General features: G+C 57.9%; 21 protein-coding genes. 13 read left to right on the top strand and 8 right to left on the bottom strand.

Annotated elements, in window-relative coordinates; translation table 11 throughout:
- Positions 1 to 10 precede the first annotated feature (10 nt).
- Positions 11 to 778 carry a glycosyltransferase family 2 protein gene (locus BLV48_RS08580; protein WP_091826001.1) on the bottom strand — a complete coding sequence of 256 codons (768 nt, stop codon included), beginning with the start codon at positions 776 to 778 and terminating at the stop codon, positions 11 to 13.
- Positions 779 to 882: 104 nt separating this feature from the next.
- On the opposite strand from BLV48_RS08580, the gene BLV48_RS08575 reads away from it, so the two are divergent.
- Positions 883 to 1,959, top strand: a complete 1,077-nt coding sequence (locus tag BLV48_RS08575) for a glycosyltransferase (RefSeq protein ID WP_091825998.1) — start codon at positions 883 to 885, stop codon at positions 1,957 to 1,959.
- Positions 1,959 to 3,806 (top strand): asparagine synthase (glutamine-hydrolyzing), encoded by a 1,848-nt coding sequence (gene asnB, locus BLV48_RS08570; RefSeq protein ID WP_091825994.1) that lies wholly within the window; start codon positions 1,959 to 1,961, stop codon positions 3,804 to 3,806. The genes BLV48_RS08575 and asnB overlap by 1 nt, the downstream gene beginning before the upstream one ends.
- Here the strand turns inward: asnB and lpxL are convergent, their stop codons facing one another.
- Positions 3,807 to 4,736, bottom strand: a complete 930-nt coding sequence (gene lpxL, locus BLV48_RS08565) for an LpxL/LpxP family Kdo(2)-lipid IV(A) lauroyl/palmitoleoyl acyltransferase (protein WP_254774996.1) — start codon at positions 4,734 to 4,736, stop codon at positions 3,807 to 3,809.
- Between the two features lie 148 nt (positions 4,737 to 4,884).
- Between lpxL and BLV48_RS08560 the strand changes: the two genes are divergently transcribed.
- From BLV48_RS08560 to BLV48_RS08545, 4 genes are read left to right on the top strand one after another with little or no spacing between them, the layout of a single operon-like run.
- Positions 4,885 to 6,054: a nucleotide sugar dehydrogenase gene (locus BLV48_RS08560; protein ID WP_091825991.1), complete on the top strand. Its 1,170-nt coding sequence runs from the start codon at positions 4,885 to 4,887 to the stop codon at positions 6,052 to 6,054.
- Between the two features lie 9 nt (positions 6,055 to 6,063).
- Complete coding sequence (locus BLV48_RS08555) at positions 6,064 to 7,086, top strand: NAD-dependent epimerase (protein WP_091825988.1); 1,023 nt, start codon at positions 6,064 to 6,066, stop codon at positions 7,084 to 7,086.
- Positions 7,076 to 8,848 carry a lipid A export permease/ATP-binding protein MsbA gene (msbA, locus tag BLV48_RS08550; protein ID WP_091825985.1) on the top strand — a complete coding sequence of 591 codons (1,773 nt, stop codon included), beginning with the start codon at positions 7,076 to 7,078 and terminating at the stop codon, positions 8,846 to 8,848. The genes BLV48_RS08555 and msbA overlap by 11 nt, the downstream gene beginning before the upstream one ends.
- A 5-nt stretch (positions 8,849 to 8,853) precedes the next feature.
- Positions 8,854 to 10,323, top strand: coding sequence for a glycosyltransferase family 39 protein (locus BLV48_RS08545; protein WP_091825982.1), 1,470 nt, complete (start codon positions 8,854 to 8,856; stop codon positions 10,321 to 10,323).
- Between the two features lie 25 nt (positions 10,324 to 10,348).
- On the opposite strand, the gene BLV48_RS08540 is transcribed toward BLV48_RS08545, so the two are convergent.
- From BLV48_RS08540 to BLV48_RS08530, 3 genes are read right to left on the bottom strand one after another with little or no spacing between them, the layout of a single operon-like run.
- Positions 10,349 to 11,137, bottom strand: coding sequence for a ChbG/HpnK family deacetylase (locus BLV48_RS08540; RefSeq protein WP_091825980.1), 789 nt, complete (start codon positions 11,135 to 11,137; stop codon positions 10,349 to 10,351).
- On the bottom strand, positions 11,134 to 11,505 hold the full coding sequence (locus BLV48_RS08535) for a GtrA family protein (protein ID WP_091825977.1): 372 nt from the start codon (positions 11,503 to 11,505) through the stop codon (positions 11,134 to 11,136). Before BLV48_RS08535 ends, BLV48_RS08540 begins: the two co-directional genes overlap by 4 nt.
- The gene (locus BLV48_RS08530) at positions 11,495 to 12,502 is read right to left on the bottom strand and encodes a glycosyltransferase family 2 protein (protein WP_091825975.1); all 1,008 of its coding nucleotides are present in this window, start codon (positions 12,500 to 12,502) and stop codon (positions 11,495 to 11,497) included. The genes BLV48_RS08535 and BLV48_RS08530 overlap by 11 nt, the downstream gene beginning before the upstream one ends.
- Positions 12,503 to 12,628: 126 nt before the next feature.
- Between BLV48_RS08530 and waaA the strand changes: the two genes are divergently transcribed.
- On the top strand, positions 12,629 to 13,894 hold the full coding sequence (gene waaA, locus BLV48_RS08525) for a lipid IV(A) 3-deoxy-D-manno-octulosonic acid transferase (RefSeq protein WP_091825972.1): 1,266 nt from the start codon (positions 12,629 to 12,631) through the stop codon (positions 13,892 to 13,894).
- 87 nt (positions 13,895 to 13,981) lie between these two features.
- On the opposite strand, the gene cyaY is transcribed toward waaA, so the two are convergent.
- Positions 13,982 to 14,302, bottom strand: coding sequence for an iron donor protein CyaY (gene cyaY / locus BLV48_RS08520; protein WP_091825970.1), 321 nt, complete (start codon positions 14,300 to 14,302; stop codon positions 13,982 to 13,984).
- Positions 14,303 to 14,441: 139 nt separating this feature from the next.
- On the opposite strand from cyaY, the gene lptM reads away from it, so the two are divergent.
- From lptM to BLV48_RS08490, 6 genes are read left to right on the top strand one after another with little or no spacing between them, the layout of a single operon-like run.
- Positions 14,442 to 14,576, top strand: a complete 135-nt coding sequence (lptM, locus tag BLV48_RS08515; protein WP_206842283.1) for an LPS translocon maturation chaperone LptM — start codon at positions 14,442 to 14,444, stop codon at positions 14,574 to 14,576.
- Positions 14,569 to 15,822: a diaminopimelate decarboxylase gene (lysA, locus tag BLV48_RS08510; protein ID WP_091825964.1), complete on the top strand. Its 1,254-nt coding sequence runs from the start codon at positions 14,569 to 14,571 to the stop codon at positions 15,820 to 15,822. The genes lptM and lysA overlap by 8 nt, the downstream gene beginning before the upstream one ends.
- Positions 15,823 to 15,837: 15 nt before the next feature.
- The gene (gene dapF / locus BLV48_RS08505; RefSeq protein WP_091825961.1) at positions 15,838 to 16,668 is read left to right on the top strand and encodes a diaminopimelate epimerase; all 831 of its coding nucleotides are present in this window, start codon (positions 15,838 to 15,840) and stop codon (positions 16,666 to 16,668) included.
- Complete coding sequence (locus BLV48_RS08500; RefSeq protein WP_091825958.1) at positions 16,665 to 17,363, top strand: DUF484 family protein; 699 nt, start codon at positions 16,665 to 16,667, stop codon at positions 17,361 to 17,363. Before dapF ends, BLV48_RS08500 begins: the two co-directional genes overlap by 4 nt.
- Position 17,364: 1 nt before the next feature.
- Positions 17,365 to 18,276, top strand: a complete 912-nt coding sequence (gene xerC / locus BLV48_RS08495) for a tyrosine recombinase XerC (RefSeq protein ID WP_091825955.1) — start codon at positions 17,365 to 17,367, stop codon at positions 18,274 to 18,276.
- Entirely contained in the window at positions 18,269 to 19,003 is a 735-nt protein-coding gene (locus BLV48_RS08490) for an HAD family hydrolase (RefSeq protein WP_091825952.1), read from the top strand. Before xerC ends, BLV48_RS08490 begins: the two co-directional genes overlap by 8 nt.
- A 16-nt stretch (positions 19,004 to 19,019) precedes the next feature.
- Here BLV48_RS08490 and hemW read toward each other — a convergent pair whose 3' ends face one another.
- Positions 19,020 to 20,159, bottom strand: a complete 1,140-nt coding sequence (gene hemW, locus BLV48_RS08485) for a radical SAM family heme chaperone HemW (protein ID WP_217632978.1) — start codon at positions 20,157 to 20,159, stop codon at positions 19,020 to 19,022.
- On the bottom strand, positions 20,156 to 20,764 hold the full coding sequence (locus BLV48_RS08480) for an XTP/dITP diphosphatase (protein WP_091825946.1): 609 nt from the start codon (positions 20,762 to 20,764) through the stop codon (positions 20,156 to 20,158). Before BLV48_RS08480 ends, hemW begins: the two co-directional genes overlap by 4 nt.
- Positions 20,765 to 20,767 lie beyond the last annotated feature (3 nt).

The following is a 20,767-nucleotide window of genomic DNA, read 5'->3' as shown; positions in this document are numbered from 1 at the left end:
CGCAAAAGGGTTACTTTTTTCGCTCAGACTCATAAAGTTTTATCTGCCTTAAAAATCGGCTATACGCAAAGTTAACCGCATAGATATAACCCATCAGTCCGCCACGCCAGTAGCCGCGGAAGAAGTAACCCACGATAAAGGCGGTCCAAAACTCGGTTAGAATACGAAAAGTCGACGGCTTTCGGCCACGGGCCAGAAGGTCTTTTGCCTGCGCCTCGGTGTACTCGTTCATTTTTTCTATGCGATGGTGGAAAGACTTGAGCGAATCGTGTGCCATGCGACCCTTGAGTGCGGCGGTTTTCGCCCCTGCCTCCATCTGTACGCGATCATGTACCGGGCTGGTGCTGTAGCGCCCTTTTGACTTCCGATACAACCGTACCGGTTTGTAGGGTGTGTAAGCACTCAACCGGTCGGTGCAGTAAAGACGGTCGTGAATGGCAATGAAGTAGCCATCGGCATCGGGTGCCTGAGTAAACATGGCGACTATTTCCGCCTGCAGCTCAGGCAGGATACGTTCGTCCGCATCAATGTTGAAGATCCAGTCATTGCGGGCCTGATCTTCCGCAAACCGCTTTTGCAGGCCATACCCAGGCCAGTCATGATGAACGACACGCGCCCCCAGTGATGCTGCGATCTCCTGGGTTCCGTCAGTGCTGCCCGAGTCCACCACGACAACCTCGTCGACCCAGTTCCGCACACTTTCGATCGCCATGCCGATGCGGTCCGCTTCGTCCTGAGCGATGATGGTGACACTGATGGGCAGGGTGGTGTCGGTCATGTGATGCCTGTTGGTTTCAAGGGTCTGGAGGTTGCTATAATCGCGCTCTATTGTCGGGGCAAACAGGTTCGCCTGGCAAGTTTCGCACAACGACAGGAGTTCCCGTGAGCCGGATTCAAACGCTTCAGATCATCGGCAGCAAGAAACTGGGTGGCGCCGAAAGCTTTTTTGTTCGCCTTCACCGTGCGTTTAACCAGACGAGTGATTTGGGTTCAACCGCCATCGTGCCGCCTGGAAGTGAACTGCTCAGTAGCCTGTCTGCGCCTGTAGCGACCAGTGCCATGCGCAGTGTGTTCGACCCTCTGTCGCGTTTCAGTCTGGGGGCCTTGATCCGGCGTGAGCAGCCCGACATAGTCCAAACCTGGATGGGACGGGCGACGCGTCTGGTTCATCTGCGCCCAGGCAAGGGGCCGGTTCATGTGGCCCGGCTCGGAGGCTTCTACAATCCGGATCACTATCGGCATGTACATGCACTGGTTGGCAATACCCGGGGGATTTGTGATTACCTGATCAGGCATGGTTACCCTGCTGATCGCGTACACTACATCAGTAACTTTGTTCCTCGTCCTGAACCGGTTGAAGCTGAACAACTGCAGCAGTGGAAGATGCGGTTAAACCTGAAAGATGACTTGGTGATCTTTGCTCTTGGGCGGCTGCATACCAACAAGGCTTTTGACACGCTGCTGGATGCCTTTTCGGCCTTGCCGGAAGAGATCGGTGGGCGTCGTGTGCAGTTGCTGCTGGCGGGAGATGGTCCTCTGGCCGATCAGCTCAAGGATCAGGCGAGCAAAAGTACGGCCAGTAACCGCATCCATTTTCTGGGCTGGCAGTCGGATCCAGCTCCCTTTTTTGCCATGGCAGACCTGTTCGTTTGCCCCTCACGGCATGAGCCACTGGGTAATGTGATTCTTGAGGGTTGGGCGCATGGTGTCCCCGTTGTTTCCACACGCAGTGATGGTGCGTTGGAGCTGATGACGGATGGCATTGACGGTGTGCTGACAGAGGTCGATGCCTGTGAGGCGCTGACCGCCGCCATGCAGCAGGTACTGACCGCCTCTGATGATCAGAAAGCCGCGATGATAAGTGCCGGGCGTTGTACGTTGGAGCAGCGTTTTGGCCAAGAGGCCATTGTATCGGCCTATCACGCCTTGTATGAGCAGCTCTTGGCGGGAGCTCGCTGATGTGCGGAATAGCCGGCATCTACACCCCAGGGCGTGACATTGATGCTGAACTTCCTGCTCGGATGGCGGCTGCGCTGTCTCATCGCGGACCCGATGGGCAGGGCGTGTTTGCCGAGCAGGGGGTCGCCCTCATCCATACCCGACTTTCAATTATCGATCTGGAACACGGACAACAGCCTCTGTATTCACAAGACCGGCAGCGGGTCCTGGTCGCCAATGGGGAAATCTATAACCATGTGGAGCTGAGGCAGTCGCTGCAGGGGCGGGGTGAAAGATTCAATACCGGCTCTGACTGCGAAACCATTTTGCCACTGTCTGCATCAGACTCAGGCCCCGACGCAGACTTTGCGCATCAGCTGGAAGGCATGTTTGCCTTTGCGCTTTATAACCGCAGCAACGGTGAGCTGCTGCTGGTACGCGACCGCTTCGGTATCAAACCGCTTTATTACTGCGAATTGCCCGGCGGCATTGCTTTTGCTTCGGAAATCAAGGCGTTGGTCAGGGTGTTGCCGGACAAACTGCAGCCCAATCTGGAAGCGGTAGGGCGATTCCTGCAGATCAACTTTGCGTCTGGTGATGAAACGGCGATCAAGGGTATTTGCCGTGTACCACCGGGTGGATTCCTCAAGGTTTTGCCGGATGGAAATATTGAGACAGGCATCTGGTGGTCGCTGGAACAGTCGCTTAAAGAACAGCCGGTATTCAAGGGTGACGAGCAGGCTGCCCTGGAGACCTTTGATGAGCTGCTGCAGGATGTGCTGCAAAAGCATCTGCGCTCCGATGTGCCGGTGGGGCTCTTTCTGTCCGGAGGTGTTGATTCATCAATATTGGCTACAGAGCTCAGTCGTTGCAGTTTTGGTAAACAACTGCCCAAAGCCTGGAGTTTGGCCTTTAACAGCACAACCGTGCATGACGAGTCAGAGGCCGCAGGTGCTGTGGCCCAGGCCTGTAGCCTTGAGCTTGAGTACGTTAAATCAGAGCCGATCAGGCTGTTTGACCAACTGGTATATGCGATTTGGGCCAGTGATGAGCTGATGGGTGACTTCGCGTCGCTGCCAACGCTGGTACTGGCAGACAGGGCCTCGCAGAGCCACAAAGTGGTATTGAGCGGCGAAGGAGGCGATGAAGTGTTTGCCGGTTATGGTCGCTATCGCATGCCTGTGTTTCAGCGTTGGCTTGCTCAGCTGAGGGTTCCCGGCAGTGGTGGTTTCAGAACCAAAGGTCGTTTTAATCGGTCGCAGGCACTGGACCTGATCAAGCCTTCACAGCAGGCAAGTCTGTTTGGCCATTGGCGAGCGCCCTTTATCCAGAACTGGAAACGGTTTGCAGGCCTTGATCGTTTGACACGCATGCAGGCGACCGATATCGCGACCTGGCTGGCGGATGATCTGCTGGTAAAGGCGGATCGGATGATGATGGTCAAGGGTGTAGAAGGCAGGGTGCCTTTTCTGGATCATCGACTGGTGTTGTTCGGACTGTCGCTGCCGCAGTCGTTACGACAGCGTGGGCGAACCGGTAAATATCTGCCGCGCAAATGGCTTCAGGCACACCTTCCTCAGGTTGAGCAAGGGCGCAAAAAAGGCTTTTCCGTGCCGGTTGCCGACTGGATCAGATCACTGGACCCTGTCAGGCTTGAGCAGGCGCTTATGGGGTCCCCGTTGTTGGCCGAGATACTGGATAGAAAGGAGCTGCAGGGCCTGCTTGCCAAGCTGCCACAACTGGACAGGAAACTGGTAGAGCCTGTTGCTGCGCTGATTCAGCTGGCGATCTGGTATCGCCTGTTTGTTGAACAGGCGGGGGCCAGGCCGCCTGAAACCGTAGATCCGCTGGAGTGGCTGCTGAGCTGACTATGGCTGCCTGCGATACAGGTAATTCTTGCCCTGTGGGTGCGTTTTGAAGCGACGGTGCACCCACATGTACTGCGCTGGGTCCTTGCGGATGGCGCGCTCAATTTCGGCATTGACCCGGGCTGCATCGATCTCTTCATCACCGGTCGGGAATGGCTCGATTGCAGGGAACAGTTCCAGTTCGTAGCCCGAGTCGTCTGGCAGGCGGTGCTGTGCCAGCATCAAAATCGGTGAATTGTTCAGCTTTACCATGCGTGTGGTTGCGGTAATGGTTGCTGCAGGAACGCCGAAAAAGGGTGCATACACCGACTGGTGACTGCCAAAGTCCTGATCAGGTGCGTACCAGACAATGTGGTTGTTGCGCAGAGCCTTCAGGACGGTTCGAATCTCCGAGCGCTCAATCACCAGCTCGAAACAGCGTTGGCGGCAACGGGTAATGATCCGTTCCAGTAGTGGATTGTTGTGGCGGCGATACATGGCATCGACTGGGTAAAAGTCTGAAAACAGAAGTCCGCCCAGGTCGAGGGTCGAAAAATGTGCGCCCAATAAAATAACGCCCTTACCCTTGGCCAAGGCAGCATCCAGGTGCTCTTGCCCCTTGAGTGTAAAGTGACCCTTCAGCTTTTCCCGTGGAGTCCACCAGGCCATGGCTGTCTCGAACAGGCCGATGCCGTTGTTGGCAAACACCGAGCGGACCAGTTTCGCTTGTTCAACGTCGCTCAGCTCAGGAAAGCACAGGCGGATGTTGACCTCTGTCACATGGCGTCGGCGCGGGCTCATGTAAAAAAGCATATGCCCCAATACGCGGCCGAGACGGATCTGCCAGCGCCAAGGCAGGCGGTTAAGCAGCCATAAGAGACCGATACCGATTCGGGCAGGCCAGAATCGAGGGCTCATAAAGCGCTTGTCAGGTGCGGTGTGTTGGCTCACGGGCTCTCTTGCAGCAGGTCATGACAGGGCTGATTGTAAAGTGGTGACACCCAAGCGGCAAACCGATACGGGCTGTAACATCCCTGCCCGATTTTCTCATGGTATGATGCACCACTTATCTTCGGACCCGATAGCTGAAAGGTTATAGATGAAAATAGCAGTTGCAGGCACAGGCTACGTAGGGCTTTCCAATGCGGTATTGCTGGCTCAGCACAACGAGGTAGTAGCGCTGGATATCCTGAGTCATAAGGTGGATCAGCTTAATCGAGGCGAGTCGCCAATCGAGGATGTCGAGATCAGCCAGTACCTGGCCTCCGGCAAGCTGCAATTGCGGGCAACACTGGACAAGCACGAGGCGTATGCCGGTGCCGAGTTTGTCATCATTGCCACGCCCACCGATTACGACCCACAGACCAACTACTTCAACACCCGCAGTGTTGAAGCCGTGGTGCAGGATGTACTGGCGATAAACCCACAGGCGGTGATGGTGATCAAGTCCACGGTGCCGGTGGGCTATACCCGTGAGCTGGCACAGCGTCTGGGCACACACAACCTGATTTTCTCGCCGGAGTTCCTGCGCGAAGGCAAGGCGTTGTATGACAACCTGTATCCTTCACGCATCGTCGTGGGCGAACAGTCCGAGAGAGCCGAGCGCTTTGCAAGCCTGCTCAGGCAAGGCGCGCTGAAGCAGGATGTGTCGGTTCTGTTCACTGACTCCACTGAAGCCGAAGCGATCAAACTTTTTGCCAATACCTATCTGGCGATGCGTGTTGCCTATTTCAACGAGCTTGACAGCTACGCTCAGTCGCATGGCCTGAGTACCCGACAGATTATTGAAGGTGTTGGACTCGACCCACGTATTGGTAACCACTATAACAATCCTTCTTTTGGCTACGGCGGTTACTGTCTGCCCAAGGATACCAAGCAGTTGTTGGCCAACTATGATCAGGTACCCAACAACCTGATTCGCGCCATCGTGGATTCCAATACCACCCGCAAGGACTTTATCGCCAACTCCGTGATTGCGCGTAACCCGAAAGTGGTGGGAGTCTATCGTTTGGTGATGAAATCCGGCTCGGACAACTTCCGAGCCTCTGCCATACAAGGCGTGATGAAACGGATCAAGGCCAAGGGAATTGAAGTGGTGGTATATGAGCCTGTGTTGGATGAAGACTATTTCTTCAACTCCCGCGTGATTCGTGATCTGAACGAGTTCAAACAGATCAGTGATGTAATTCTGGCCAATCGGCTGGCGAACGAGATTCAGGATTGTGAAGCAAAGGTTTTCACACGAGATCTGTTTGGCAGCGACTCCTGAGGCGATACCATGAAAGTACTGGTCACCGGCAATGCCGGATTTATTGGTTTCCATACCGTGATGAAGCTGCTCCAGCGTGGTGATGAGGTGGTCGGTTTTGACAACGTCAACGACTACTATGACACCGGTCTGAAGGAGGCTCGCCTGAGCTGTCTGGAGCAGACGGCAGCAGATACCGGCTCAACCTACCAGTTTATCCGCGCCAATCTTGCAGATCGTGATGCGGTTGAATCCTGTTTTGCCGAACACCGGTTTGACCGAGTCATTCACCTGGCCGCTCAGGCGGGTGTGCGCTACTCAATTGAAAATCCTCACGCCTATGTGGAAAGCAATCTGGTCGGTTTTGTAAACGTACTGGAGGCGTGCCGACAGCATCAGGTCGGGCATCTGACCTATGCCAGCACCAGCAGTGTCTATGGTGCCAATACCCACATGCCTTTCAGTGAACATGACGGCGTTAACCATCCGGTACAGTTCTATGCGGCCACCAAACGCTCCAATGAGTTGATGGCGCACAGTTACAGTCACCTGTTTGGCCTGCCCACCACGGGGCTGCGCTTTTTTACGGTATATGGCCCCTGGGGGCGCCCCGATATGGCGCCTCATCTGTTTACCAGTCGTATTCTGGCCGGCGAGCCGATCAAGGTGTTCAATAACGGCAATCACTCGCGTGATTTCACCTATATCGATGACATCGTTGAAGGTGTGATTCGCGCCAGTGATCAACCGGCCTGTTCAAACCCGGACTGGGACAGCGATCATCCTGATCCGGCCACCAGCAAGGCACCCTTCAGGCTTTACAACATCGGCAACAGTGATGCGGTCAAGCTGGGTGATTTTATCGCTGCAATCGAAACGGCCACCGGCAAGAAAGCGCACAAGGAAATGTTGCCACTTCAGCCGGGTGATGTGCCTGATACCTCCGCCGACAGCAGTGCGTTGCAGCAGAGTGTTGGTTACAAGCCGGCCACGTCTGTTGACGAGGGGGTGAATCGATTTGTGCAGTGGTATCGGGAGTACTATGCAGTCTGACCAGACCTTGAAAAGTGAAAGTCATCCGGAAGTAGACAGCGCCTGGCAAACGTACAAACGCTTGCTGGTCTATGTGCGCCCGCTTTGGCTGATATTTTTGGTCAGCTTTATCGGTTTTGCCATCTATGGTGCAGGCCAGGCGCTCTCAGCCAAATGGCTTGAAATGGTGGTCGATACAGTACAGCGCAATGACTATGACCAGCGCTGGTTTCTGGCCGCTGCCGTGATGGGGATTTTCATTCTGCGAGGCTTGGGGGCCTTTATTGGCAACTACAGCATCGCTTATGTAGGACGGGAGGTGATCCATCGCCTGCGTACCCAGGTTTTCGAACGCCTGTTGTTGCTGCCTTCTCATTACTACAGCCACAAATCCAGTGGCGAACTGTTGGCAAAACTGACCTACAACGTCGAGCAGGTAACCGAGGCCGTAACCAATGCAATCAAGGTTCTGTTCCGTGAAGGCCTTACGGTTGCGGGGCTTTTGGGCTACATGTTTTACCTCAACTGGAAGTTGACCCTGATCTTCATTGCCGCCGGGCCATTGATCGGATTAGTGGTATCCATGGCCGCCAAGCGGATGCGCAAGTTAAGCCGCCGCATTCAGAAATCGGTGGGTGATATCACCGAGTCGGCCTCCGAATCGATCAAGGGCTATCAGGTGGTGCGCATCTTTGGTGGTGCCGAAGCCGAGCGGGGGCGCTTTGAGCAGGCCAGCCTGCACAACAAGCGTCAGTTCATGAAGCTGGTGGTGACCCAGTCGCTCAATACTCCGATCATTCAGTTGTTGGTCGCGCTGGCATTGTCGGCGCTGCTGTTTCTGGCGATGCACCCGGATGTGATGGGCAGCATGAGCACCGGTGGCTTTGTAGCGTTTCTGACCGCAGCCGGCATGATCACCAAACCGCTGCGCCTGCTTACCGATATCACGTCTATCGTGCAGAAGGGGATCGCCGCAGCAGAAAGTCTGTTTGAAGTGCTGGATGAGCCGGTTGAACAGGACAGTGGCAGCCGCACGCTGGAGCGGATCGGGGATATCGAATTCCGCCACCTGCATTTTGCCTATCCCGGCACGGACAAGGAGGTGCTGCAGGATATTTGCCTGAGCCTGCCGCAGGGGAGAAGTGTTGCTCTGGTGGGGCGTTCCGGCAGCGGCAAGACCACGATGGCCAGCCTGTTGCCACGTTTCAATGATGGCTGGACGGGTGAGTTGCTGGTCAATGGCGAGCCACTGGAATCGTTTACGCTGGATAGCCTGCGTAGCCAGATATCACTGGTGAACCAGAATGTGGTGCTGTTCAACGGCACTATCGCCGAAAATATTGCCTATGGCGCCATGGCCGGTGCCAGTGAGACCGCCATTCTGGCGGCGGCAGAAGCTGCTCACGTAACCGAGTTTGTCGAACGTCTGCCGCAGGGAATTCATACCCGAGTGGGTGAAAATGGTGTGTTGCTCTCCGGCGGTCAACGTCAGCGTATCGCCATCGCCCGCGCCATTTTGAAGGATGCCCCGATTTTGATCCTGGATGAGGCGACATCGGCGCTGGACAGTGAGTCTGAGCGGCACATTCAGGATGCACTGGAAGAGGTGATGCGTGGTCGAACCACGCTGGTGATAGCACACCGCCTGTCCACCATTGAAAAAGCCGACATCATCGTGGTGATGGAGGACGGTCGCATCATTGAACAGGGTTCTCACTCCGAACTGCTGGAACAGCAGGGGGCCTATTCCAAGTTCCATATTCTGCAGACCGATACGGAGTAGCAGGCATGAAAACCGCGCAGTCGATCTGTTACCGCGGGCTGCTGTGGCTGCTTGCACTGCAGTTGATCAGCTGGGCACTGCTGCCGGGTTTGCTGGTTGAGAGTCTGCCGCTCGATGTGGTGGAGGGTGTCTACTGGGGGCAGGAGTGGCAGTGGGGCTATTACAAGCATCCGCCGCTTCCGGCCTGGATTCTGTACCTGTTTGAGCTCGCCCTGGGTGATGTTGGTCCCTTTCTGCTGAGTCAGCTGTGCATCGGCCTGACTCTGCTCTGTGTCTGGCATCTTGGCTGCCGCACCCTGGATCGGGAACGTGCAGCTTTTGGCGTGTTGGCGCTGCTGGGCGTGTATTTCTTTACCTGGCCCACCATCGAATTCAACCACAATGTGGCACAGATGCCGATCTGGGCGGCGGCAGTGTTGTTTTTTCACCGCGCCATCAGCCAGGATCGCTGGCTAAACTGGCTGCTGCTCGGGTTGGTGTCCGGGCTTGGACTGCTCACCAAGTACTCCTACATCATGCTGCTGGCGCCCATGTTCTTGTGGCTGATTGTACATCCACCGCTGAGGAAGAAGCTGCTGAAGCCGCAGCTCTGGCTCGGTGTGCTGGTAATGGGGCTGGTTTTTTTGCCGCACCTGCTCTGGCTGGTGGCGCATGATTTTCTGCCGTTCAGCTATGCGGCGGCACGCTCGGCTGCAGCGTCTGCCACCGAATCCCGCTGGCTGGGGCCGCTGAAGTTCCTGCTGGTACAGCTTGTAGACCATCTGCCGTTGCTGCTCTTGTTATTGATGGCGGGCTTCTGGCGCCGGAGTTGCTGGCAGCGTCCCGTTGAAGGCGCCGCCTTTCTGTTCTGGATCGGGCTGATGCCGGCACTGCTGACGGCGCTGGGAGCCATGATCACAGGGGCTGGCACCCGTGACATGTGGGGCGCGCCCATGTGGAACCTGTCCGGCCTGATACTGGCATCGATAATTCCGCTGGAGGTGCTGCGAGAGCGCTGGAAGCGCCTGCTGTGGGCATTTGCCATTTTCCTGTTGCTGCTGAGCGTATTGATGCTGCTCTTTGTGGGCTTCAAGGATCAGGTTCGTGACAAGCCGTCTCGCACCGGTTGGCCGGATCAGGCATTGGCCAACACCCTGCAGCAACAATGGCTGCAGCATACCGACTGTCCGCTGCAACTGGTGGCCGGTGACTACTGGCTGGCCGAGACCGTGGCGATCAATCTGAGCCCACGTGCCTCAGTCATTCCGGATGGGGATCTGGCGCTGGCGTCCTGGGCTGATCAGGCGCGTTTAGAACAGCAGGGCGGGGTGTTGATCTGGGAAACGAAAGACAGCCGCTGGCAGTTAGCGCTGCCGGAAGCGGGGCAATGGGATTCCGAAGGTGAACTCAGTCTGCCCTGGCCACGTTTGCCTGATCTGGCGCCGTTGTCGATCAGTTGGCGACTGTGGTTGCCGCAAGCCGATTGCAGCCGATAGACGTTTCCAGCCAGTAAACAACGGCTCAATCCAGTGCAGGTATCACCGTAAGTGAGCGCTGACTCTGTTGAAGGGCGGCGCCGAAGGCGTCACCGGCGAGCCAGTCGCATTCCTGTTGCCGTGCACGGGCCAGTCCGGATTGGCCATCGGTGTGCCCCGGGTGGCACATGATCAACGCACCTTCGGGTAGCGTTTTCAGCCAGTGCTGCAGCATGAGTTCAAAACCGGCATCTGGTTGCAGCGAGTACATGCCGGCGAAACTTCGATTGCCGGCAACGGAGTGCTGTCGTCGCCGCTGCTCAAACCCCAGTCCCATCAGCCGCAGTACCACAGCCTTGAAACCGGCATCATGACCGCCGATTGCAGGGTTTGATACCCGAACCCAGGGGCGCTGCTGTTGATAACGCTGCTGCAGCGTCTGCAGCACAATATCGCGAATGCCCGGAAACATCTGAATGTGCTGGTGGCCGTCGACAAAGTCCGGTGGCAGTCCGGTTAACGCCTCGAAACGGTCCAGTTGCCGGTTCAATGCCTGCTGTACCCGTCCGGTATCCAGCTGCCCCAGCAGGCTTTGCTGCATCAGCTTCCCCAGAGGAGTGGCATTATCACCTTCGGTGAGATTGAAGTGCAGGCCCAGCGCTGCGCGGTCATGTCGTGCAATCAAAGCGGCAGCGGCGCCTTCTGTCCAGGCTGGCATGGTGGTCATGCAGCTGGTGGCCGACAGGCGACCAAGGTCGATCAGCTCCAGAATGGCACGGTTGATGCCGTCAGCCATGCCGAAATCATCGGCACACAGCACAAGTGATCGAGTCATGCGAACGCCCAGAACTTGCCCAGCAGATAGGTCAGCACGGCCACCGTGCCCAGTACCAGCAGCATGGCGATATCGTAGCGCATTGGGGTGAGAGTCAGCAGCGCCCAGTACATCGCCTCATTCACCAGAAAGCTGCTGGCCGCGACAGCCGCAAAGCGCGGCAGTGTCTGGCGGTGTGAGCGGTCACTTGCGCGAAAGGTCAGGTGGCGATGGCCAAAGTAGCTGACATTGAACGCCACCAGAAAGGCGATCACGTTGGCGATCAGCGGGTGCAGTCCGGCCAGAGGGACCAGTGCAATTACTACCAACCAGTGTACCAGCAGGGCACTGACCCCGACCGCGATAAAGCTCAGGGCTTCACGCGTCATCGCTGTTATCCCGAGTTTCGGCACGATCGCGGAAGGAAACCTGACGCCCAACCAGATACAGCGGACGCGCCTTCACTTCAGAGAAGATGCGGGCAATGTACTCGCCCAGAATCCCCACCGAAAACAGCTGAATACCGCCAAGAAAAGCGATTCCTGCCGCGATGGTGGGCCAGCCGGGTACGTCTGAACCGAAAATCAGTGTGCGCAGCACGATAATGAACGCATACAAGACTGACAGCACCGAGACCCCGGCTCCGATCAACATCCAGATGCGCAGCGGCGCACTGCTGAAGCTGGTGAAGCCGGTCAGGGCCAGGGACGACAAGTGACGCAGGCGGAAGTTGGTGCTGCCACCCATGCGCGGTGCGACTTGAAAGGTCACCGCCTTGCTGGGAAAGCCGACCCAGGCATACAACCCCTTCATCATGCGCGAGCGCTCAGGCAGTTGGCGCAATGCCTGCACCACCTTGCGATCGAGCAGGCGAAAATCACCGGCATCCGGGTGGATGTCGATCTCGGCACTGCGGCTGAGGATTTTGTAAAACAGATTGGTCAGATGACGCTTGGCATGGGACTCGTCCGAGCGATCTTCACGCACGCCATAGACCATCTCCCAGCCCTGGTGCCAGTGATGAAAGAACTGATCGACCACGGCAAGCGGATGCTGACCATCGGAGTCCATAAGCAGAACAACGTCACCATCGGCATGGTCTATCCCTGCACTGAGCGCTGCTTCCTTGCCGAAATTGCGTGACAGCTGCAGCAGCGTGACGGGATATTCATGGGTCAGGGCACTGACCAGGGCAGCAGTATCATCCTGACTGCCATCGTCGACCACCAGCAGCTCAATCTCATCGGAGAATTTCTGCAGGTACTGGCTCAACTCCGGGATCAAGTGACGCAGGTTTTCCGCCTCATTGAAGGCCGGCAGTATGCAGGTCAGACTTGGTCGCTTCGGCCGAGAGTCGGCCTCGGGCAGATGTTGAGTGTTATCCATATTCAGATCCGCTGAACGGTGGCAGTTGCCTGCATTGTCCCCGATATGCGCCGGGGGTTCCAGCGTTCGGCTGTATGCTCCGGCAGTGTTACACTGCAGGCTTTATTCAACCATGTATCGGCGCCCATGCGACAGCTCTACACTCTCCTGTTCTACCTGCTGCTGCCCATCCTGCTGCTGCGCCTCTGGTGGCGTGGTCGCAAGGCACCCGGGTATCGGCAAAACTGGTCTCAGCGGCTGGGGCTTGGGCCTGCCGTCGGCCAGCCGGTGATCTGGATCCACGCCGTATCAGTGGGTGAAACGGTGGCGATTGCGCCCCTGGTGAACCGCCTGCTGGCGCGTTATCCACAGCATCGGCTGTTGATCACCAATATGACACCCACCGGTGCGGCTCAGGTGCGCACGCTGTTCGGTGATCGAGTTGAACAGCGCTTCTGTCCCTGGGATCTGCCGCTGGCGCTGCGGGCCTTTTTGCGCCGCACTCATCCCGAGCTGTGCATCATTGTTGAAACCGAACTCTGGCCCAATCTGATCAACCAATGTGCCCGCGCCGAGGTGCCGGTGCTGTTGGCCAATGCGCGGCTGTCGGAGCGTTCGGCGCGCGGCTATCAGCGTTTTTCAGCCCTGACAAAACCGATGTTGCAGCAACTGAGCCTGATCGCCGCTCAGGCGCCGGCGGATGCGGAGCGCTTTGCTGTGCTGGGCATGCCACCTGAACGGGTCGATGTGACCGGCAGTATCAAATTCGATCTCGAGCCTGACGCCGGGCAAGTTGCGTCGGGGCGCACGTTGCGGGAACAGCTGGGCCTTGAGCGCCCGGTGCTGATCGCGGCCAGTACTCATCAGGGCGAGGATGAGATTCTGCTGCAGGCCTGGCAGCAACTCAAGGCGGTGCATCCCGAGCTGGCGCTGATCCTGGTGCCTCGTCACCCGGAACGCTTCGATGCTGTGGCGGAATTATGCCGTGGCTACAGCGACAGGCTGGTACGTCGCAGCCGTGGCGATCGGCCAGACGAACATACCGAATTGTATCTGGGCGACAGCATGGGCGAGCTGATGCTGTTCTACGCGGCGGCGGATATCGCCTTCGTCGGCGGCAGCTTCAGCGGTACCGGCGGGCATAATCCGCTGGAGCCGGCGGCACTGGGGCTGCCGGTGGTGATGGGACCGGACTGTTTCAACTTCCAGAGCATTACCGATGCGCTGAAGGAAGCAGGTGGGCTGGTGCGGGTTGCCGATGCTGCCGGGCTGCAGGCGCAGTTATCGATCTGGCTTGAAGGCGTGGACCGGCGGCGTGAAGCGGGGCAGCAGGCAGCGGCCTTTGTCGCCGCCAATCGAGGCGCGCTGGATCGGCTGGAGCAGGCGGTATCACGCCTGCTCAGTCAGGGCTGAAGGGCAGTGACCCGTTGAATCGAGAGGGGCACTGTTGCCGGGGCTGCCCCGTTTCACTCCCCCCAAGCAAATCCGACTTCACTGAAATCAGACGCCCTTAAAATCGAAGCTTTCACCTGCCTGTTCGGCAAAGGCGCCCGCCAGCACCTCGGCCAGAGTCGCGCCATCGGTATCGCGCAGCCACTGTTCGCCATCATGGTCAAAATGGAAGCCGCCGTTGCGGGTGGCAACCCAAAGCTGTTTCACCGGTGGCTGGCGGGTAAAGATGATCTGGCTGCCGTTTTCGCATTTCACCGTCATCATGCCGCCCTGGCTTTCGTAGTCCAGATCGCTTTCGGCGTCGTCCAGGATCTCTTCGATCCGTTCCAGTGTTGCATCCACTCGGCTCATGAATTCGGATTCGGTCATCGGGTCACTCTCTGCAGGTGTGTATGGGCGATGAGTATAACTCAGCCTGCAGCGGTACTCAGCCCCCGTGGCTAAGGGTATAATTGCCGGTTAAATACTGCCCTTGGTGGGTGGTCAACCGATTAAAAAGGGATTGATGATGCTGAAACGCTGCTGGCCCGCACTCCTGCTGGGCGCTCTGCTGCTGTCGGGCTGTGGTCAGAAGGGCCCGCTCTATCTGCCGGACGAGACGGCGGCTCACCACATCAGTCACAACGAGAGTGTCCATGGATAACTTTGAATACCGCAACGGTCGCCTGCACGCCGAAGAAGTGGCACTGAGCCGCATCGCCGAAGAGTTCGGTACCCCGACCTACGTTTACTCCCGCGATGCGCTGGAGCGGGCCTATCTGGATTACGCCCAGGCACTTGAGGGGCGTGATGCGCTGGTGTGCTACGCCGTCAAGGCCAACTCCAACCTGGCGGTGCTGAACGTACTGGCGCGTCTGGGTGCCGGTTTCGATATCGTCTCCGCCGGCGAGCTGGAGCGCGTGCTGCGTGCCGGCGGCGATCCGCGCAAGGTGGTGTTTTCCGGTGTCGGCAAGCAGCCCGCCGAAATTCGCCGCGCGCTTGAAGTGGGTATTCTCTGCTTCAACATCGAATCCGATGCCGAGCTGGATCGCGTCAATGCGGTCGCCGGGGAGATGGGCGTCAAGGCACCGGTCTCCTTCCGCGTCAATCCGGATGTGGATGCGGGCACACATCCCTACATATCGACGGGGCTGAAAGAGAACAAGTTTGGCATCGATATCGATACGGCCGCTGATGTCTATCGCCGCGCTGCGGCGCTGGAGCATGTGGACGTGGTGGGTATGGATTGCCACATCGGCAGCCAGCTGACCGACGTCAGCCCCTTCCTTGATGCCATCGATCGTCTGTTGGCGCTGCTGGATACATTGGCCCAGGAAGGGATTCATATCCATCATCTGGATCTTGGGGGCGGCCTTGGGGTTTGCTATACCAATGAAACACCGCCGGCACCAGGCGCATACATTGCCGCAATACTGCAAAAGCTTGCAGGGCGTGATTACAAACTGATCTTCGAGCCGGGTCGTTCCATCGCTGCCAATGCCGGTGTCATGCTGACACGGGTCGAATTCCTCAAGCAGACCGGTGACAAGAATTTTGCCATCATTGATGGTGCCATGAATGACCTGATCCGCCCGTCTCTGTACGGTGCCTATCAGGAGATCATTCCGGTCGAGCTGCGTGAAGAGGGCGAAAGCAAGCACTGGGATCTGGTGGGCCCCGTGTGTGAAACCGGTGACTTCCTCGGCAAGGATCGTCAGCTGAACCTGCAGCCAGGTGATCTTTTGGCGGTATGTTCCGCGGGCGCCTACGGTTTTGTGATGGCGTCCAACTACAATACGCGTCCGCGCCCGGCGGAGGTGATGGTAGATGACAATCAGGCCTGCCTGGTCCGTGCGCGCGAAACGCTTAATGATCTGATGCGCGGCGAACAGCTGTTGCCTGAAGCCTGACGGAGTCTAAGCATCATGCTGGTTCGCTTTACCAAAATGCACGGCTTGGGTAACGATTTCATGGTGATCGATGCGCTGTCACAGCGGGTTCGTCTGACACCCAAAATCGTGCGCAAACTCGCCGACCGCCATACCGGTATCGGCTTCGATCAGCTGCTGCTGGTGGAGCCGCCAAGCCGACCGGACATGGACTTCCGTTACCGCATTTACAATGCAGACGGTTCCGAGGTGGAACACTGCGGTAACGGCGCTCGTTGTTTCGGTCGTTTCGTGCGCGAGCGTCGGCTCACCGTGAAGGACGAAATCCATGTGGAGACGGCTCGCGGTCAGGCCATTCTGTATCTGCTGCCTGACCGTCAGGTGGATGTGGACATGGGTGTACCCGAGCTGCGTCCCGCCGAGGTGCCGTTCAGCGCCGAGCAGCAGGCGGTTGTCTATCCAGTTGAGGTTGATGGCGAGACGATTGAGTTGAGCGTTGTCTCCATGGGGAACCCCCATGGTGTGCTGTTGGTGGATGATGTGGATACGGCGGCGGTGGAAACGCTGGGGCCGGCACTTGAAGCCCATCCGCGGTTCCCGAAAAAGGCCAATATCGGTTTCATGCAGGTGATCAATCGGGGCGAGATTCGCCTGCGCGTGTATGAGCGTGGCGCCGGGGAAACATTGGCCTGTGGTACGGGGGCCTGTGCCGCTGTGGTGGCTGGGCGTTTGCGTGGGCTGCTCGATGAAGAGGTATTGGTACACCTGCCTGGTGGTGAGCTTCGCATCCGCTGGCCGGGTGAAGGCTCGTCATTGCGCATGACCGGCCCGGCAGCAACCGTTTACGAAGGACAGATCTACTTATGAATGATGCAAGCAATGTGCTGGAGGCACCCACGCTGAGCGCCGAACAGGTCGCTGACTATCTGGCGAGTCATCCGGATTTCTTTACCGAACACACCTGGCTGCTGGAAAAGCTCTATGTCCCGCATCAGCGTGGGACGACGGTGTCTCTGGTGGAACGCCAGACCTCGTTGCTGCGTGAGCGCAACCAGCTGTTGCACGGTCATCTTGCCGATATGATCGATGCCGCACGTCACAATGATGTGCAGTTCGAGAAGACCAAGCGCATGGTGCTGGCGCTGCTGGAGGCCTGGACCCTGGATGATGTGGCTGTGGCGGTTGAAGAGAGTCTGTGCCACGATTTCTATGGTGATGAAACCGCACTGCTGCTGTTCAGTGAGCGTTCGCTGGAGAGCAACAGCATCCGTACCCTGGCACGAGCCGAAGACTCGCTGGTGCAGCCGCTGATCGAGACCAATCTGCCCAGCTGCGGTCAGCTGTCGGAGGCGATGAACCGTTTCCTGTTTCAGGACCGCGCGGTCAAGGTACAGTCTGCGGCAGTGGTACCGCTGGTTAAGGGTGATACCCTCGGCCTGCTGGCGATCGGAAGTTATGATCCCAATTACTTCCAGAGCAGTCAGGGTACCCTGTTTCTGAGTTATGTGGGGGAGGTCCTCAGCCGCATCATCTTCCGCATTCTTCAGGAACAGCGGGGCTGACATGGCGGCTCCGGGCGTACATGGCTGGCCCGATACCTTTCTGCACTACCTGCGGGTGGAGCGTCAGCTCTCCCCGCACACCCTCAAGAATTACCGTCGCGACCTTGAAACCCTCCATGCCGAGCTGAGCCGCACCCACCACGAGTGCTGGGACCAGCTGACCGAGCCGGTGCTGCGCCGCGCCATTGCAGGATTGCATGGTCAGGGCCTGTCAGGCCGCAGCCTGCAGCGACTGCTGTCGGCAACTCGCAGCTTCTACCGTTTTCTGGCGCGTGAAGGTTGGGTACAGAGTAATCCGGCACTGGCTGTGCAGGCCCCCCGGGCAGGACGTCGTCTGCCGCAGACACTGGATACCGAACAGGTATCGGCACTGCTGGAGGTGGAAGGGGACGAACCGCTGGATATTCGCGATCGAGCCATGATGGAATTGATCTATTCGTCCGGCTTGCGTGTATCTGAACTGGTCAGCTTGAACATGCGCGATATCGATCTTGCTGATGCCAGCCTTGTGGTGACGGGCAAGGGTAACAAGATGCGCCAGCTTCCGATTGGTCGATTGGCGGTACAGGCGATACGCCAATGGCTGGGGGTGAGGCAGGGGCTGGCCGCGCCGGATGAAACGGCACTGTTTACAGGCCAGCGAGGCAAGCGCTTGACTACACGTGCGGTAGAGCAACGCCTGCGCAAGCGCGGTGAGCAACAGGGCACGCAGGGGCGGGTCTATCCGCACCGCCTGCGTCACAGTTTTGCCAGTCACCTGCTGGAATCCAGCGGTGACCTGCGTGCGGTGCAGGAGCTGCTCGGGCATGCCAATATCAGCACCACCCAGATCTACACTCATCTCGACTTCCAGCATCTGATGGAGGTCTACGAACAGGCCCACCCGCGGGCAAGGCAGAAAACGGATGATTAAGTGCGTAACCTTCGACCTGGACGATACTCTCTGGGCGGTCGACCCGGTGATCCATCAGGCAAACCGTGAGCTCTGGGATTGGCTGGAACAGAATGCGCCGCTGTTTACTCAAAACCATGTGCTGGCCGATCTGGCCGAAGGTTCGGCCATGCGTCAGCGATTGCTGCAGCAGGAGCCGGATATTGCGCACAGCATGACTCAGGTGCGCCTGCGCCTGCTGGAACAGGGGTGCCTGAGTGCCGGTTATTCTGATGATCAGGCTCGGCAGATGGCGGCAGCGGCCTTTGATGTGTTTATCCGTGCCCGCCATCAGGTTGAGCTGTTTGAGCACGCCCAGGCGATGCTGGAGCAGCTGCGCCGGGATGGTTATGTGATCGGTGCGCTGAGCAACGGTAATGCCGATGTAGGCCAGACACTGATCGGCAGCCTGTTTGATTTCCAGTACAACGCCGACGGGGTCGGTTCGGCCAAGCCGCATCCCGGCATGTTCGAGAAAGCGCTGGAACATACCGGGTTGCGGCCGGAGCAGGTGGTACATGTGGGTGATCACCCGATCAATGATGTGCAGGCGGCTCGGCAGGTAGGCATGTGGACAATTTGGGTGAATCTGCCAGGGCAAAACTGGCCACAGCCGGCTCGTGCGGATGAAACAGTAAACTGTCTGTCTGCCATTCCGGCTGTGGTGTCACAGATGGGCTTGCGTGCCAACAGTCGCGCTACACTGTAGCGCGATGGCGAGAGTGCTAGTCGAGAAACAGCTCCAGCAGGTCATTCAGGAACAGTCGCCCCTGTAACGTAGGTGCCAGCCGGTTTGGTGCTTCAACCAGTAAGCCTCGCTGGCGCGCCTGCTGCAGCAAAGGCTCGATATGTTCCAGTGACAGGCCGGTCCGCTCACGGAACAGTTCGGCGCTGACGCCATCCGTCAGGCGCAGGGCATTGAGCATAAACTCGAACGCCAGCTCGTCTGCCGTAATCACCTCCTGACCTGCCAGTCGCAACGCCGGATCAAAATAGCCCTTGGGCTGGCGCAGTTTGTGACGGCGTTCGATGATCAGTTGGCCCCCTTCATACCGACTCAGCTTGCCGTGGGCTCCCGCACCGATACCGATGTAGTCACCAAACTGCCAGTAATTCAGGTTGTGTCGAGCCTGCTGTCCAGGCCGAGCGTAGGCTGAGATCTCATACTGCCGGTAGCCGGTCTTTTCCAGTAGTGCCTGCCCCTGCTCCTGAATATCCCACAGTGCTTCATCCAGTGGCAGACTCGGTGGGCGGGCGTGAAACTCGGTATTGGGTTCGATGGTCAGCTGATACCAGGACAGGTGACCGGGGTTGATTTCCAGTGCCTGCTGCAGATCATCCATGGCTTCGGCCGGTGTCTGCTCCGGTAGTCCATGCATCAAATCCAGATTGACCCGCGGAAAAATTTCCACTGCGGCACGGGCCGCGGCAAGGGCCTCGACCGGATTGTGAATGCGTCCGAGGCGCTGCAGATGCTCGGCATTGAAGCTTTGCACACCGATGGAAAGGCGGTTGACGCCAGCGTTCCGGAAACCCTCAAAGCGGGCCAGTTCAAAGGTGCCGGGGTTGGCTTCCAGAGTGATCTCGATATCGTCGGCAAACGGTATTCGGGCAGCAACACCCTGCAGGATCTGTCCGATGGCCTGTGCGCTGAACAGGCTGGGTGTACCGCCACCGATGAAGATGGACTGCAAGGGCCGCCTCTGTATCAGTGGCAGTTCGCTGTCCAGATCATCCAGCAGGGCCTGCACATAGGCATCTTCCGGCAGCTGCTCTGGAGCGGCATGGGAGTTGAAATCACAATAGGGACATTTGCGTACACACCAGGGGATGTGTACGTAGAGCGACAGAGGCGGCAGGCTCATGCGTGCTTGAGCCAGGGGCCGATCTGTTCGATGAACTGGCGCACCGCTTTGCCGCGGTGGCTGTATTTTTGTTTCTGCTCTGACGAGAGCTCGGCACTGGCGCAGTTGAGTTCGGGAACGAAGAACAGTGGGTCATAGCCGAAACCATTATGACCGCGTGGAGTATCCAGAATGACACCTTCCCAGCTTCCCTGACAGATCAGAGGGGTCGGGTCCTCTGCGTGACGCATGAACACCAGCACGCATTGGAAGCGGGCACTGCGCTGCTCGGCGGGCACTTGTTCAAGCGCCTGCAGCAGCTTGCGGTTGTTCTCGTCATCGCCGCAGCCGGCGCCGGCGTAGCGCGCCGAGTAGATCCCCGGTGCACCATTCAGCGCATCCACTTCCAGCCCTGAGTCATCAGAGAGTGCCGGCAGGCCGGTAGCCCGAGCAGCGTGTCGTGCCTTGATGATGGCGTTCTCGACGAAACTGAGGCCTGTCTCATCGGCATCCTGCACCGCAAAGTCGGACTGGGGCATTACGTCGATCTGCAGCGGTGCAAAGATTTCGTTGAACTCTTTCAACTTGCCGCGATTACCGCTGGCCAGCACGATTTTGTTGATCATGTA

The organism is Marinobacterium iners DSM 11526, from assembly GCF_900107855.1.
GTDB classification, from domain to species: domain Bacteria; phylum Pseudomonadota; class Gammaproteobacteria; order Pseudomonadales; family Balneatricaceae; genus Marinobacterium; species Marinobacterium iners.
This window is presented reverse-complemented; position numbering and strand designations above follow the sequence as displayed.